This window comes from Roseicyclus marinus (assembly GCF_030163795.1).
Lineage (GTDB): Bacteria > Pseudomonadota > Alphaproteobacteria > Rhodobacterales > Rhodobacteraceae > Roseicyclus > Roseicyclus marinus.
This window is the reverse complement of sequence record NZ_JASJOF010000008.1, coordinates 69504-83780: the sequence shown is the minus strand read 5'-3', so window position 1 is coordinate 83780 and position 14277 is coordinate 69504. Positions and strand designations below refer to the sequence as shown.

The following is a 14277-nucleotide window of genomic DNA, read 5'->3' as shown; positions in this document are numbered from 1 at the left end:
CATGGCGCGGGCCTTTCTGGTGGTGATGGACAGTCTGGGCATCGGCGGCGCGCCGGATGCGGGAAGCTATTTCAACGGCGACCTGCCCGACACCGGGGCCAATACGCTGGGCCATATCGCGGCGGCCTGTGCGGCGGGAGAGGCCGAGGACGGGCGGAGCGGGCCCTTGCGGCTGCCCAATCTGGACGGTTTGGGATTGGGCGCGGCGCTGCGGCTGGCGTCGGGGGCGCGCGGCGAGGGGCTGGACGCGGATCCGTCGGGGCTTTGGGGCGCGGCCGAGGAAGTGTCGCGCGGCAAGGATACGCCATCGGGGCATTGGGAATTGGCGGGGCTGCCCGTGCCTTTCGATTGGACCTATTTTCCCAAGACCAAGCCCTGTTTCCCGCAAGATGTCGTGGAGGAGGTCAAGCGGCTGGCGGGGGTCGAGGGGATCTTGGGTGATGAGCACGCCAGCGGGACGGAGATCATCGCCCGGCTGGGGGAGGAACACCAAAGGACCGGCTGGCCGATCTGCTACACCTCGATCGACAGCGTGTTCCAGATCGCGGCGCATGAGGAGACATTCGGGCTGGAGCGGTTGCTGAAGCTTTGCGAGGGGCTTGCGCCCATGTTGCATGCGCGCCGGGTGGGGCGGGTGATCGCGCGGCCCTTTGTCGGCGAACCGGGGGCCTACCGGCGCACGGTCAACCGGCACGATTACGCGCTGGCCCCGCCCGGTCCGACGCTCTTGGACCTTGTGCAGGGCGCGGGGCGGCAGACCCACACGATCGGGAAGATCCGCGACATCTTTGCCGGGCGGGGCGTGGGGCAGGCGGTGACGGGGGCCGATGCCGACCTGATGGCGCATCTGGAAACCTGCGTTGCCGAGGCCGCGGAAGGCAGCCTGACCTTCGCCAATTTCGTGGAATTCGACAGCCTGTACGGCCACAGGCGCGACGTGTCGGGCTATGCGCGGCATCTGGAATGGTTCGATGGGGGGCTGGGGCCGATCCTGTCGGCCTTGCGTCCCGATGACCTGATGATCCTGACCGCAGATCATGGCAATGATCCGACATGGCCCGGTACCGATCACACCCGCGAGCGGGTGCCGGTGGTTGCAAAGGGCCCCTATTCCGGGCAGATCGGCATCCGGGCCTTTGCCGATGTGGGGGCATCCATTGCCGCGCATCTGGGCCTTGCCTTGCCGGGGCCGGGGCGGAGTTTTCTGGTGAGGGACCATGTCAGCCTCTGAACTTGTCTATTTCGCGATGACCTTTGCCGTCGTCACGCTGGCGGTGCGCTACATCGGCCCCTTCATCGGGCGGCCGCGCACGCCGTGGCGGGGGGCTGTGACCTTTGGACTGGTCATTGCGGTGATCGGTTGGGCGATCGGGGCGTGAGATGAGAGAGATTCCCAAGGTCGAATTGCACCTGCATCTCGAAGGGGGCGCGCCGCCCGCCTTCATCCGGGGGCTGGCCCGCGAAAAGAACGTCGACCTGTCGGGCATCTTCCGCGAGGATGGCGGCTATACCTACCGCGATTTCTGGCATTTCCTGCAGGTCTACGAGGCGGCGACGAGCGTTCTGACAAGCCCCGAGGATTACGCGCGGCTGACGCGTGCCGTGCTGGAGGAAAGTGCGGCCAATGGCGTGGTCTATGCCGAGACGTTCCTGAGCCCCGATTTCTGCGGCGGCGGCGATGTCGGGGCGTGGCGCGATTACCTGCAGGCGATCCGCGAGGCGGCGGAGGATATGGAGCGCAGCCACGGCATCACGCTCAGGGGCATCGTCACCTGCATCCGCCATTTCGGGCCGGACCGGTCGCGGCCCATCGCGGTTTGTGCCGCGGAAACGGCGGGCGATTGGCTGACGGGCTTTGGCATGGCGGGCGACGAGTTGAAGGGCAAGCCGGGCGATTTCCGCTACGCCTTTGACTGCGCGCGGGAGGCGGGATTGCGGATCACGGTTCATGCGGGCGAATGGGGTGGTGCGGCCTCGGTGCGCGATGCGCTGGACGCGCTCAACCCCGAACGGATCGGCCACGGGGTGCAGGCCATCGACGATCTGGCGCTGGTCGACCGTCTGGCCGAGGATGGTGTGGTTCTGGAATGCTGTCCCGGCTCGAATGTCTTTCTGGGCGTCTACAAGGATTGGCGCAGCCATCCCATCGAACGCCTGCGCGAACGCGGCGTGAAGGTCACGGTTTCGACCGATGACCCGCCGTTTTTCGGCATCACCATGACCTCGGATTACGAGAACCTGAACCGGCATTTCGGCTGGGACGAGGACGTTTTCGCCGAGGTGAACCGCACTGCCCTGGAGGCTGCGTTCTGCGACGCGGCCACCAAGGACAAGATCGCCAAGAAACTGGGGGCCAGCCGCGCATGACCGAGCATCTGACCATCGTCAATCACCCGTTGGTGCAGCATAAATTGAGCCTGATGCGGGAGGCTGACACCTCGACCAAGTCGTTTCGGCAATTGCTGCGCGAGATCAGCCTGCTTTTGGCCTACGAGGTCACGCGCGAGATGCCGATGACGACCAAGCGGATCGAGACGCCCCTGTGCGAGATGGACGCCCCCACGATCGAGGGCAAGAAGCTGGCGCTTGTGTCGATCCTGCGGGCGGGCAACGGGTTGCTCGATGGCATTCTGGAGCTGATCCCCAATGCGCGGGTGGGCTTCATCGGGCTGTACCGCGACCCCGAGACGCTGCAACCGGTGCAGTATTATTTCAAGGTGCCCGATGCGCTGGAGGATCGGTTGACCATCGTGGTCGACCCGATGCTGGCCACGGGCAATTCCTCGGCCGCGGCCATCGACCTGTTGAAAAAGGCGGGGGCGAACAACATCCGGTTCCTGTGCCTTTTGGCGGCCCCCGAGGGCGTCGCGCGGATGAAGGAGGCGCATCCCGATGTGCCCATCGTGACGGCGGCGCTCGACAGCCATTTGAACGACCACGGCTATATCGTGCCGGGACTAGGGGATGCGGGAGACCGCATGTTTGGCACAAAATAGGCGTTTGTGCGGCTTTACTTGGGCAATGTCTTCGGACAGTCTGTTTCCAACGCAGCCTTGGGGGTTTGCATGGAATCGAGACGAGTGACGCGCGGTATCGCGCTGGCCGTGGTGGCCTTTCTGGGGACGGTGACGATGGGGCAGGCTCAGGCCGTCCCGGCCGAAACCCCGCCTTCAAGCTATACGGGCGTGCAATATGTCGACAGCCGTGGCTGCGTCTTTGTGCGGGTCGGCGTGGGCGCGAACGTGGAATGGGTGCCGCGCGTCGGGCGTGACCGGCGCCAGATCTGCGGCCAATCGCCGACGCGGATCGCGGGCACTGCGCCTGCTGCCGCGCCCAGCGTCGCGGCGGCGCCGCCCGCCGCCAGCCGCCCTGCGACCGTGGCGCCCGCCGCGACCGTGCCACGGCCCGTGGCGACGGCCCCGCGACCGGTGGCGACCACGCCGCGTCCGATGCCCACGCCAGTGGCCCCTGCCGCGGCGGGCAATTGTCCCAACCTTCCCGCCGACATCCGGCCCTATTTCACGGGCCCCGGCGTGCGCTGCGGCCCGCAGGCGGTTCATCCCGGCGATGCCGCGCGCGGTCTGGATCAAAGCAGCCTCGGGACCACGGGCGGCGAAGTCCGGCAGGTTGTGCGCTACGAGGTCGATCCGCCGCCGGGATACCGCGCGGCTTGGGATGACGGGCGGATGAACCCCTATCGCGGCGTGTTCTTCGCGGGCGGGCAGCGGCAGATGGAACAGGTCTGGACGAACACGGTGCCGCGTCGGTTGGTCAGCGACCCTGCGCCGCGCGGGCTGATGGCGCTGTTTGCACAGCGCTCGCGCCCGGCGGAGGTGATCCCGGCGCAGCTGGTGGTCATCCGGCCCTGAGGCGGGGCGTCAGCGGCCGCAGATATCCTGAAGCGTGATCCAGTCGGCATCCGGCAGGAGAGGCTCGGCCCGGCCGGTTCGGATCGGGTTCGCCTCGATCAGGCTCAGAACGGTTTCCCCGGAAATGTCGCGCGCAAAGGCATAGGGCGTGGTCGAGATGCCGGCATTGGCAAACCGCGACAGGAGGGCGGTTTCGTCCACGGGGCCGGTTTCGCGCGACAAGAGCGTCACGGCATGGGCATAGAGCGTGTCATTGTCGATCTCGCCCGTGGTCAGAAGGCGCAGGGTGGTGCCGAGCCCCGCCTCGGTCAGCAGCGTGAGCACCGGGTCGGTCGTTGTCCTGCGGGTCTGCTCGGCGAGCAGGTAGCCGGCCAGAACCTCGGGGGTTTCGTGATCCTCGACGAGGCCCGCATTGGCCACGAGAATGCCGCCCGGAAGCGCGAGAGTGTCGGGGATGGAGGCGGGCAGGACGGCCACGCGGGGGGCCACATCGCCGAAGGTGCGCCGCGCCAGCCGGTTCAGCGCAAGCGATCCGCGCGGATTGGTGCAGATCGGCCCCGCCAGCCGCCCGATTTCCTGCAAGAGCCGGTTCCCGATCGCCTCGCGGCTGGCGGGTGGCAGGAGCGCCACAGTCTGGCGCGTCAGCGCGTCGGGCAGCCAGAACACACCCAGACCCAAGAGGAGCGCACCGAACCCCGCGCCGATCCAGAGCCGCAGGCGGCCCGGGCGCGGGCGGCGTTTGTCGATGGCGCTGCGCACGGTTTCGATGGCGGCGATCATGTCGGGATCGTCGATTTCGAGCCGTTCCTCGGCCTCGGCCCCGGGCGCGTAGAGCGCGGGTTGGCGGCCGGGGTTGAGGCGCGCGATGGCGGGCAGCGACCAATGGGTCAGGGCAATCTCGGAAAAGGTGGAGATCATCAGCGTGGCGTCACCCAGCGACACGATCACCTCGCGGCGCTGGGCGTCGGGTGCCTCTCGCCAGAGGCCCGTCGCCTCGAGCCGCTTGTATTGCTCAAGTACCGTCATGGGCGTGCTGCTCGACCCTGTTTGGAAGCAGCATAGACCTGTGTGGCCCCCGGCTCAACGCAGATCGCCTGTCAAAGACTGTTGGCGATCTTGCGCAATTCGAATTTCTGGATCTTGCCGGTGGAGGTCTTGGGCAGTTCCTGAAACACGACGCGCTTGGGCGTCTTGAAGCCGGCAAGGCGTTGCCGGGCGAAGGCGATGATTTCCTCTTCGGTCGCGGTCGCGCCTTCCTTGAGTTCGAGGAAGGCGCAGGGCACCTCGCCCCATTTCTCGTCCGCCTTGGCCACCACGGCGGAGAGGAGCACGGCGGGATGGTGCATCAAGACGCCCTCGACCTCGACCGAGCTGACGTTTTCACCGCCCGAGATGATGATGTCCTTGGCGCGGTCGGCGATCTGGACGTAGGTGTCGGGGTGCTGTTTGGCGATGTCGCCGGAGTGGAAATAGCCACCGGCAAAGGCTTCGTTCGTGGCGCGGGGGTTCTTGTAATAGCCCTTCATCACCGAATTGCCGCGCATCATGATTTCACCGAGCACCGCGCCGTCCATGGGGATCTGGGTCATGGTGTCGGGGTCCATGACGGTGATGTGGTCCATGTTGGGCATGGGCACGCCCTGACGCGCCTTGACGGCGGCGCGGTCGTCGCCGTGCAGATTGGCCCAGTCGACATCCTTGAAGGTGCATTCGGTGGCCGGGCCATAGGTTTCGGTCAGGCCGTAAACCTGCGTGATGTTGAAGCCCATGGTCTCGATCGCGGCGAGGGTGGCGGGGGCAGGCGGCGCACCGGCGGTGAAGACCTCGACCACATGGGAAAACGCGCGCCGGTCGGCGGGTTTGGCGTTGACCAGCATATTGAGCACGATGGGCGCGCCGCCGAAATGGGTCACGCCCTCGTCCGCGATGGAATCGTAGATGGCTTTCGCGGTGATGTCGCGGCAGCACACGGTCGTGCCGCCGACGACGGGCATGGTCCAGACATGGCACCAGTTGTTGCAGTGAAAGAGCGGCACGATGGTGAGATAGGTGGGGTGCAACGTCATCCGCCACGAGATCGGCGTGCCCATGGTGATCAGGTAGGCCCCGCGATGGTGATAGACCACGCCCTTGGGCCGTCCGGTGGTGCCGGAGGTATAGTTGAGCGCAAGGCTTTCCCATTCGTCGATGGGCATGATCCACGCGAAGTCGGCGTCCCCTTCGGCGATCAGCGCGTCATAGGTCAGGTGACGGCCCGAGGCGTGATAGCCCGCCGCCTCGTCCGGCACTTCGACGATCAGGGGGCGATCGGCGTTTTCCTGCGCGGCGATGGCTTCCTCGACCACGCCGAGGAATTGGGTGTCGACGAGCACCACCTTGGCCTCGCCATGGTCGAGGATGTAGGAGATCGTGCCGATATCGAGGCGGATGTTGATGGAATTCAGCACCGCGCCGCAGGCGGGGACGGCCCAATGCGCCTCCACGTGGGGGGCGGTGTTGGGCATGACGGCGGCCACGACATCGCCGGGGTTTACGCCGCGTTTGGCCAGCGCCGAGGCGAGGCGGGTGACGCGCGTGTAGAGTTCGCCATAAGTCAGCCGAAAGCCGCGATCCACGAGGGCGGGACGGTCGGTGAAGATGCGGTTCGCGCGGATCAGGTGGCTGAGCGGGGTCAGCGCCACATGGTTGGCGGCGCGCTTTTCCAGCCCGGTCTCGTCCTTCATCCAGCCCATGGCCACCCCCTGTTGTCTGCGAAAGATTCTGACGCGAGTCTTGGCCCGCCGCGCAAGAAAAGGAAAGGGGTCGGGGTGGCTTTCGGGCCGGGTTTCGTGCGGCTATGGTCCGCCGCAGGGAAGAGGGAGGTGCGGATGGGACCGGAGATCACGGGGCCGTTGAGGGTCGAGGCGGGGGTCCATCGGGCGGGGGCGGCACCGGGCGATCCGGCGCCCTATGCGGGCGAGGACAGTTTCACTTTTGTCCGGGTCAAGGTCAGGGATGGCGATGGCATCACGGGCGAGGGCTTTACGGGCCGGTTCTGCGCGGCAGAGGTGGCGCATCTGTTGAACGGGGCCGTGGCCGAGGCGCTGGCGGGGCCTGTCACCCTGCCCGAGCTGGCGCGCAAGCTGAACCCACGGGGGATGACGGGGGTCGTCATCTCGGCGCTATCGGCGCTTGAGGTCGCGTTTTGGGATCTTGCGGGCAAGCGCGCGGGGAAAAGCGTGGCGGCGATGCTGGGAGGCGTGAGGGACGGCGCGCCGGTCGATGTGACCTGCGGCTTTCCGGCGCTGGAGATGGGCGCGCTGGTCGAGGCCTGCGCGGCGGAGGTCGCAGCGGGGGCGCATGGGGTCAAGGTGCTGGTCGCCGCCAAGGGGCGGAGCGTGGCGGAGGATATCGCGCGGGTCTGGGCGGTGCGGGAGGCGATCGGGCCCGAAGCCGCGCTGATCGCGGATGCCAATTGCGGCTGGGATCTGGAGAGCGCGCTGGAATTTGCGCGGGGCGCGGCTGATCTGGGGTTGAGCTTTCTGGAGGAGCCTGTGCGCGGCAATGACCGCCATGCGCTGGCCAAGCTGGCGGCGGAGGGGATCGTGCCGCTGGGGGCGGGGCAGATGGAGCAATCGCCCGAGCGGTTCGAGTTGCTGGCCGAGGCGGGTGTTGCCGTGATCCAGCCCAATGCGGTTTTCGCGGGTGGGATCGGGGCGGCGGTGGCCCTGGCCCGTGCGGCTGAGGCGCGGGGGTGTGCGGTATCGCCTGCGGGAGGTTGGGATATCGTCAACCTGCACTGGATGTGCGGAGCGATGGGCGCGGGTTCGGTGGAATTGCACCGGGCGCAGGCGCGCATCGCGCGGCTGTTGATGGCGCGCCCGCCCGAAATGTCGGGCGGGATGCTGGTGGTGTCGGAGGCCCCGGGTCTGGGGCTTGCACCCGACGAGGCGGCCTTGGCCGCCTGCCGGGTGGGGTAGGGCAAGGCCTCAGGCGGCCTTGCTGTCCACGCCCGCGCCGAAGCGGCCGTAGAAGCTTTGCCCCTTGTCGGCCATCTCACGCAGGAGCGCGGGGCAGGCAAAGCGGTCGCCATAGGCCGCCTGAAGCTGGTCGCAGCGTTCCGCGGCATAGGGTGTGCCGAGGATGTCGAGCCAGCTGAACGGGCCACCCGACCAGGGCGCAAAGCCCCAGCCAAGGATCGCGCCCACATCGCCTTCTCGGATGTCGGTCAGGACGCCTTCCTCCAGCGCGCGGACGGCCTCCAGCACCTGCGCGAAGAGCAGGCGGTGCTGCACCTCGACCAGCTCGGGTTGATCGGCGGCCAGGGGGTAATGGTCGGCCAGACCGTCCCAGAGGCCCAGACGCTTGCCGCTCTCGTCATAGGCGTAGAAGCCCGCGTTGGATTTGCGGCCCAGACGACCGGCGTCGACCATGCCGAAGATCACGGGATCGACGGTATCGTCATAGGCTGCGCCCATCGCAGCCTTGGTGGCCTTGGCGATCTTGGCGCCCAGATCGAGCGAGGTTTCATCGGTCAGCTGCAGGGGGCCAAGGGGCATACCGACCAGTTTGGCGGCATTCTCGATCAGGGCAGGGGCCACGCCCTCGGCCACCATGCGGATCCCCTCGTTGATGTAGGGGATGATGCAGCGGTTGGCGTAGAAGAAGCGCGCGTCGTTAACCACGATGGGCGTCTTGCGGATCTGGCGCACGAAATCGAGCGCCTTGGCCACGGCCCGATCCCCGGTTTTTGCGCCCTTGATGATTTCGACCAGCGCCATCTTGTCGACGGGGCTGAAGAAATGGATGCCGATGAAATGCTCAGGGCTATCGGATGCCTTGGCCAGTTCGGTGATCGGCAGGGTGGAGGTGTTGGTGGCAAAGATGCAATCGGGGCCCACGACCGAGAGCACCATTTTCGTGACCTCGGCTTTGACGCCCACATCCTCGAACACGGCTTCGACGATCAGGTCGCAGCCCGCAAGGGCGGCATGATCGGTCGTGGCATGGATGCGGCCCAGCACCTCGGCCTTTTTCTCGGGCGTGACCTTGCCGCGCTTCATCCCCTTGTCGAGGAGGCTTTCGGCATGGGCTTTCCCCCGGCCGGCGGCATCCTGCGCCGCGTCGATCAGTACGACCTCGATCCCGGCATTGGCCGCGACATAGGCGATGCCCGCCCCCATCATGCCGGCCCCCAGAACGCCCAGTTTCGCGACCCTTTGATCGGGAACGGCGGGGCGGTTGGCACCTTTTTCCAGCGCCTCCTTGTTGAGGAAGAGCGACCGGATCATCGCCGAGGAGGAGGGGTTCATCAGGACCGAGACGAACCAGCGCGTTTCGATCCGGAGCGCCGTGTCGAAATCGACGAGCGCGCCTTCGTAGACCGCCGACAGGAGCGCCTTGGCCGCCGGGTAGACGCCCTTGGTCTTGCCGTTGATCATGGCGGAGGCGCCGACAAAGGTCATGAAGCCCGCCGGATGATAGGGCGCGCCGCCCGGCATCTTCCAGCCCTTCTGGTCCCAGGGTTTGACGATATCGGCGTCGGTGGCCGACAGGACCCATTCCTTGGCGCGGGCGAGCAGATCCTCGGGCGCGACCACCTCGTCGATCAATTGCGCGGATTTCGCGGCCTTGGGAGCGAGCATCTTGCCTTCGAGGAGGACGGGGGCCGCCTGCATCGCGCCGACCATGCGGGAATAGCGGGTCGTGCCACCGCCGCCGGGGAAGATGCCAACGAGGATCTCGGGCAGGCCGATGCGCGCCTTGGGGTCATCGGCCATGATCCGGCGGTGGCAGGCCAACGCGATTTCCGTACCGATGCCCGCGCAGGTGCCGGGGATGGCGCAAGCGATGGGCTTGCCGCCCTTGTTCGTCTTGGGGTCCAGCCCCGCGCGTTCCAGTTTGCGCAGGATGCGGTGGCCGTTCATGGTGAAATCGTAGAGCGCCTGCGCCGGGTCGTCGCCCGCTTCGTCACGGATCGTGGCCAGCGTATTGAGGTCCATGCCGCCCGCGAAGGTGGATTTGCCGCTGGCGATGACGATGCCCTTGACCTCCGGGTCGGCCAGCGCCGCATCGAGCAACTCCTCGACCAGGGCGAAAGCCTCCCGCGTGAGGACGTTCATGGATTTGGCCTTCACGTCCCAGGTGATGACGGCGACGCCATCGGCGTCCGCTTGCATGGTGAAATCGGTCATGTCCCTCAACTCCCCTCAGACGCGTTCGATGATGGTGGCGGCACCCATGCCGCTTGCCACGCAGAGCGTCGCAAGGCCGGTGCCTTTCCCGGTGCGTTCCAGTTCATCGAGCAAGGTGCCGATGATCATGGCTCCCGTGGCCCCCAGCGGATGGCCCATGGCGATGGCCCCGCCGTTCACGTTGACCTTGCCGTGGTCGACATCGAAGGCTTGCAAGAAGCGCAGGACGACCGAGGAAAACGCCTCGTTCACCTCGAAGAGGTCGATGTCGGAAATGCTCATCCCGCTGTCCTTGAGGATCTTTTCGGTCGCGGGGACGGGGCCGGTGAGCATGATGGTGGGGTCCGTGCCGATCTTGGCGGTCGCCTTGATCCTCGCGCGGGGCTTCAGCCCGTAGGCCGCGCCGAATTCGGCATTGCCTATCAGGAGTGCGGCCGCGCCATCCACGATGCCGCTGGAATTGCCGGCGTGGTGGATATGCTCGATCTTTTCGAGATGCGGATATTTCATCAGCGCGATCTGGTCGAAGCCGGGCATCATCTCGCCCATCTCCTTGAAGGCGGGCTTGAGCGCGCCGAGGCTTTGCATGTCGGTGCCGGGGCGCAGGTATTCGTCGCGGTCGAGGATCGTCAGCCCGTTGATGTCGCGCACCGGGATGACCGATTTGTCGAAACGCCCTTCGGCCCAGGCGCGGGCGGCGCGGTTCTGGCTTTCGACGGCCAGCGCATCGGCATCGTCACGGGAAAATCCGTATTCGGTGGCGATGATGTCGGCGGAAATGCCCTGCGGCACGAAATAGGTGTCCATCGCGATGGAGGGGTCGACGGCGATGGCCGCCCCGTCGCTGCCCATGGCCACGCGGCCCATCATCTCGACCCCGCCCGCGATATAGGCGGAACCGGCGCCGCCCCGCACCTGGTTCGCGGCGAGGTTCACCGCCTCCATCCCGCTGGCGCAGAAGCGGTTGATCGCAAGGCCGGGGATGCGCTGGTCCAGCTCGCTGGCGAGAACGGCCGTGCGTGCGAGGCAGCCGCCCTGTTCCATGACTTGCGTGACATTGCCCCAGATCACATCCTCGACCGCGTGGCCGTCGAGGTTGTTGCGGTCCTTGATCGCGTTGAGCGTCACCGCCGAAAGCCGCGCCGCCGTCACCTCGTGCAGCGCGCCATCCTTGCGGCCCTTGCCGCGGGGGGTGCGGATCGCGTCGTAGATATAGGCCTCGGTCATCACTCGTCTCCGGTCAGGCGGGAAAGGCCCGCGTCATCATCTCGTAGGGGTGTTTCCAGCCCGGTGTCGCCGCGATGCGGTCGAGCCAGGCCGAGATCGCCGGGTAATCGGCCCGGTCGAAGCTGAAGGGTTCATCGTAGAAGAGATATCCCGCGCAGGAGATATCGGCGCAGGTGAGCGCATCGCCGACAAGCCAGTCGCGGGTGGCAAGTTCGCCCTCCAACACCTGAAGCGCGGCTTTCAGGCGGCCGGTCATCCAGCCGATCACCTCGACCGGGCGCTTTTCCACGGGCAGGAAATTCATCAGGAACCGCAGGGGCCCCGCCTGACCCGAGACCTTCTGGTTGTCGAAGATCGTCCAGCGCAGGATTTCGCGCCGGGTCGCCTTGGACCCGTCGCCGCAAAGCAGGCCGCTTTCGTCCATCACCCAATCCTGGATCACGCCCGATTGCGTCAGGATCAGACCATCGGCGTCGAGGACAGGCACCTCACCCATCGGGTTGATTGCGCGGAATTCGGGGCTGCGGGCGGCGCCGTTGAAGAAATCGACATGCCGCGCGGTCCAGTCGATGCCGCCGAGTGTCAGCGCCAGCGCCGCCTTGTAGGCATTGCCGGATTCGCCGAAGCAATAGAGCGTGTTGGTCATCGCGTTGTTCCTGCCTGTGCTGTCGCGGCCACCGTCGTGCCGCCGTATTTGGAGGAAGATGAAGGCTCGTAACCTTCTATTAAGGTTAACGCGCCATGATGAGGGTGCGGTACAGGCTGCCGAGCCGATGACCGCGGAAGGTGAAGGTGTCCTGCCCGGTCGTGCAGCGCGCCTCGGCGTCCGGACGTTGCTGGCGAACACTCGGCCGGGCAGGGCACTGATCTTGCCCCTTCATCTTCCCCCAAATACGGAAGCCGCACGGGTGCCGCCGCAACTGCTGCCCGGACGAGGCGATGCCCCCTCACGCCTTGCGTTCCTCGAGTTCGGAGTTGAAGAGCCTCAGACGCGCGACGAGCTTTTCCTCGTGGATCACGCTGCCCCAATTCTCGAAAAGAAAGGACAGAAACTCGCCCGCATCGAGGCCCGCCTCTTGCGAGAGGGTGCGGAGTTTGCGGTAGCCGTCCTCGCTCATCGCGATGTTGGGGCGGCGGGTGAGCCGCAGGCGCTTGGGCATCGTGGTTCTCCTCCCTCGGGGTTTGGTGGGCCGCGCCGGGTCGGCACGGCCCGGACCAGAGCCTAGAAGTTCGCGGCGTCGAGCGCCATCACCGGCTCCGCCCCCGACTGGATGCGCGCCAGATGCGTCGCGGTCATCGGCAGTTGCCGGGCCATGTAGAAGCGCGCGGTGGCGAGCTTGGTGCGGTGGAAGTCCGGGTCATCCGTGCCCGCGGCCAATGCGGCGAGCGCGGCTTCGGCCATGCGCGCCCACATCAGGCCAAGGCAGACATGGCCGAAGAGATGCATGAAATCATAGCTGCCCGAGAGCGCGGCATTGGGGTTCTTCATCCCTTCTTGCATGAAATACATGCCGGCGGTCTGCAGATCCTTGGAGGCGCGCTTGAGCGGTTCGACGAATTCGCCCATTCCGTCCGTTTCGGCGGCCGACTTGCAGAAGCTTTTCACCATGTCGAAGAAGGCCATGACATGCTTGCCGCCGTCCTGCGCGAGCTTGCGGCCAACGAGGTCGAGCGCCTGCACGCCGTTGGCGCCTTCGTAGATCATCGCGATGCGGGCGTCGCGGGCATATTGCGACATGCCCCATTCCTCGATGTAGCCATGGCCGCCATAGACCTGCTGGGCCTGTACGGTCATGTCGAAGCCCTTGTCGGTCAGGAAGCCCTTGATGACGGGCGTCATCAGCGAGATCAGGCCATCGGCATCCGTGTCGCCCGACCGATGCGCCGCGTCGATCAGCGTGGCGCCCCAAAGGAGGAAAGCGCGGCCCCCTTCGACGAAGCTTTTCTGCTCCATCAGGTTGCGGCGGATGTCGGGGTGAACGATCAGCGGATCGGCGGGGCCCTCGGGGTTCTTGACCCCGGTGATGTCGCGGCCCTGAAGACGGTCCTTGGCATAGGCCAGCGCGTTCTGGAAGGCGATCTCGGCCTGCGCCACGCCCTGCATGCCGACGCCGAGCCGGGCCTCGTTCATCATGGTGAACATGGCGCGCATACCCTTGTGCGCTTCGCCCAGAAGGTAGCCGGTCGCCCCGTCGTAATTCATCACGCAGGTGGCATTGCCGTGGATGCCCATCTTCTCCTCGATCTTGCCGCAGGAGACGCCGTTGCGGGGGCCGAGGCTGCCATCCTCGTTCACGAGGAATTTCGGCACGATGAAGAGCGAGACGCCCTTGATGCCTTCCGGTCCGCCGGGGATCTTGGCGAGGACGAGGTGAATGATGTTCTCGGCCATGTCGTGTTCGCCGGCCGAGATGAAGATCTTCTGGCCGGTGATCTTGTAGCTGCCGTCGGCCTGCGGTTCGGCCTTGGTCCGCATCAGGCCAAGATCCGTGCCGCAATGCGGTTCGGTGAGGTTCATGGTGCCGGTCCAGTCGCAGGCGACCATCTTGTGCAGGTAGGTCTCTTTCTGCGCCTTGGTCCCGTGTGCGAGGATGGTCGAGGCCGCGCCGTGGGTCAGGCCCTGGTACATGGTGAAGGCCTGGTTGGCGGCGGAGAAGAACTCGCCCACAGCTGTGCCCAGAACATAGGGCATTCCCTGACCGCCGAAGTCTTCGGGCATGTCGATGCCGGGCCAGCCGTTTTCCTTCATCTGCTCGAAGGCGGCCTTGAACCCCGGCGGGGTGTAGACCACGCCGTTCTCCAGCCGGCAGCCCTCGGTGTCGCCCACCGGGTTCAGGGGGGCCAGAACCTCGGAGGCGATCTTGCCCGCCTCTTCGAGGATCGCGGCGGTGAAGTCGCGGTCGAGATCGGCATAGCCGGGCGTGGTGCCCTGCGAGAGTTTCAGCACGTCATGCAAGATGAACTGCATGTCCTTGGTGGGGGCGGTATAGCTCGGCATTGTCCTCAAT

Annotated in this window: 13 protein-coding genes; 6 read left to right on the top strand and 7 right to left on the bottom strand. The window is 66.3% G+C overall.

Features of this window, described 5'->3' with window-relative positions; all coding sequences use genetic code 11:
* Position 1 precedes the first annotated feature (1 nt).
* The 5 genes from QQK63_RS13400 (at position 2) to QQK63_RS13380 (ending at position 3869) form a co-directional block, all read left to right on the top strand.
* Positions 2 to 1231 carry a phosphopentomutase gene (locus QQK63_RS13400; RefSeq protein ID WP_277828952.1) on the top strand — a complete coding sequence of 410 codons (1230 nt, stop codon included), beginning with the start codon at positions 2 to 4 and terminating at the stop codon, positions 1229 to 1231.
* Positions 1218 to 1379, top strand: a complete 162-nt coding sequence (locus tag QQK63_RS13395; RefSeq protein WP_277828950.1) for a hypothetical protein — start codon at positions 1218 to 1220, stop codon at positions 1377 to 1379. The genes QQK63_RS13400 and QQK63_RS13395 overlap by 14 nt, the downstream gene beginning before the upstream one ends.
* Position 1380: 1 nt before the next feature.
* Positions 1381 to 2367: an adenosine deaminase gene (locus tag QQK63_RS13390; RefSeq protein WP_277828948.1), complete on the top strand. Its 987-nt coding sequence runs from the start codon at positions 1381 to 1383 to the stop codon at positions 2365 to 2367.
* Positions 2364 to 2996, top strand: a complete 633-nt coding sequence (gene upp, locus QQK63_RS13385; RefSeq protein WP_277828946.1) for a uracil phosphoribosyltransferase — start codon at positions 2364 to 2366, stop codon at positions 2994 to 2996. Before QQK63_RS13390 ends, upp begins: the two co-directional genes overlap by 4 nt.
* Before the next feature lie 69 nt (positions 2997 to 3065).
* Complete coding sequence (locus QQK63_RS13380) at positions 3066 to 3869, top strand: hypothetical protein (RefSeq protein ID WP_277828944.1); 804 nt, start codon at positions 3066 to 3068, stop codon at positions 3867 to 3869.
* Positions 3870 to 3878: 9 nt separating this feature from the next.
* Here QQK63_RS13380 and QQK63_RS13375 read toward each other — a convergent pair whose 3' ends face one another.
* Positions 3879 to 4895, bottom strand: a complete 1017-nt coding sequence (locus tag QQK63_RS13375; protein WP_277828942.1) for a hypothetical protein — start codon at positions 4893 to 4895, stop codon at positions 3879 to 3881.
* 71 nt (positions 4896 to 4966) lie between these two features.
* Complete coding sequence (locus QQK63_RS13370) at positions 4967 to 6601, bottom strand: AMP-binding protein (protein WP_277828940.1); 1635 nt, start codon at positions 6599 to 6601, stop codon at positions 4967 to 4969.
* A 135-nt stretch (positions 6602 to 6736) separates the two neighbouring features.
* Between QQK63_RS13370 and QQK63_RS13365 the strand changes: the two genes are divergently transcribed.
* Positions 6737 to 7828 carry an enolase C-terminal domain-like protein gene (locus tag QQK63_RS13365; protein WP_277828938.1) on the top strand — a complete coding sequence of 364 codons (1092 nt, stop codon included), beginning with the start codon at positions 6737 to 6739 and terminating at the stop codon, positions 7826 to 7828.
* 9 nt (positions 7829 to 7837) lie between these two features.
* Here the strand turns inward: QQK63_RS13365 and QQK63_RS13360 are convergent, their stop codons facing one another.
* From QQK63_RS13360 to QQK63_RS13340, 5 genes are all read right to left on the bottom strand, one after another.
* Positions 7838 to 10042 (bottom strand): 3-hydroxyacyl-CoA dehydrogenase NAD-binding domain-containing protein, encoded by a 2205-nt coding sequence (locus QQK63_RS13360; RefSeq protein WP_277828936.1) that lies wholly within the window; start codon positions 10040 to 10042, stop codon positions 7838 to 7840.
* A 15-nt stretch (positions 10043 to 10057) separates the two neighbouring features.
* The gene (locus tag QQK63_RS13355; RefSeq protein ID WP_277828934.1) at positions 10058 to 11269 is read right to left on the bottom strand and encodes an acetyl-CoA C-acetyltransferase; all 1212 of its coding nucleotides are present in this window, start codon (positions 11267 to 11269) and stop codon (positions 10058 to 10060) included.
* A gap of 13 nt (positions 11270 to 11282) precedes the next feature.
* Positions 11283 to 11915, bottom strand: coding sequence for a glutathione S-transferase family protein (locus QQK63_RS13350; RefSeq protein WP_277828931.1), 633 nt, complete (start codon positions 11913 to 11915; stop codon positions 11283 to 11285).
* A gap of 301 nt (positions 11916 to 12216) precedes the next feature.
* The gene (locus QQK63_RS13345) at positions 12217 to 12429 is read right to left on the bottom strand and encodes a hypothetical protein (protein ID WP_277828929.1); all 213 of its coding nucleotides are present in this window, start codon (positions 12427 to 12429) and stop codon (positions 12217 to 12219) included.
* A gap of 62 nt (positions 12430 to 12491) precedes the next feature.
* Positions 12492 to 14267, bottom strand: coding sequence for an acyl-CoA dehydrogenase C-terminal domain-containing protein (locus QQK63_RS13340; protein ID WP_277828927.1), 1776 nt, complete (start codon positions 14265 to 14267; stop codon positions 12492 to 12494).
* Positions 14268 to 14277 lie beyond the last annotated feature (10 nt).

What these genes read in the sequence shown, in the direction of transcription:
- QQK63_RS13380 (WP_277828944.1), top strand. Translation starts at nt 3,066, where the DNA reads ATGGAATCGAGACGAGTGACGCGCGGTATCGCGCTGGCCGTGGTGGCC.
- QQK63_RS13340 (WP_277828927.1), bottom strand. Translation starts at nt 14,267, where the DNA reads ATGCCGAGCTATACCGCCCCCACCAAGGACATGCAGTTCATCTTGCAT.
- QQK63_RS13355 (WP_277828934.1), bottom strand. Translation starts at nt 11,269, where the DNA reads ATGACCGAGGCCTATATCTACGACGCGATCCGCACCCCCCGCGGCAAG.
- QQK63_RS13390 (WP_277828948.1), top strand. Translation starts at nt 1,381, where the DNA reads ATGAGAGAGATTCCCAAGGTCGAATTGCACCTGCATCTCGAAGGGGGC.
- upp (WP_277828946.1), top strand. Translation starts at nt 2,364, where the DNA reads ATGACCGAGCATCTGACCATCGTCAATCACCCGTTGGTGCAGCATAAA.
- QQK63_RS13395 (WP_277828950.1), top strand. Translation starts at nt 1,218, where the DNA reads ATGTCAGCCTCTGAACTTGTCTATTTCGCGATGACCTTTGCCGTCGTC.
- QQK63_RS13365 (WP_277828938.1), top strand. Translation starts at nt 6,737, where the DNA reads ATGGGACCGGAGATCACGGGGCCGTTGAGGGTCGAGGCGGGGGTCCAT.
- QQK63_RS13345 (WP_277828929.1), bottom strand. Translation starts at nt 12,429, where the DNA reads ATGCCCAAGCGCCTGCGGCTCACCCGCCGCCCCAACATCGCGATGAGC.
- QQK63_RS13400 (WP_277828952.1), top strand. Translation starts at nt 2, where the DNA reads ATGGCGCGGGCCTTTCTGGTGGTGATGGACAGTCTGGGCATCGGCGGC.
- QQK63_RS13375 (WP_277828942.1), bottom strand. Translation starts at nt 4,895, where the DNA reads ATGACGGTACTTGAGCAATACAAGCGGCTCGAGGCGACGGGCCTCTGG.
- QQK63_RS13360 (WP_277828936.1), bottom strand. Translation starts at nt 10,042, where the DNA reads ATGACCGATTTCACCATGCAAGCGGACGCCGATGGCGTCGCCGTCATC.
- QQK63_RS13370 (WP_277828940.1), bottom strand. Translation starts at nt 6,601, where the DNA reads ATGGGCTGGATGAAGGACGAGACCGGGCTGGAAAAGCGCGCCGCCAAC.
- QQK63_RS13350 (WP_277828931.1), bottom strand. Translation starts at nt 11,915, where the DNA reads ATGACCAACACGCTCTATTGCTTCGGCGAATCCGGCAATGCCTACAAG.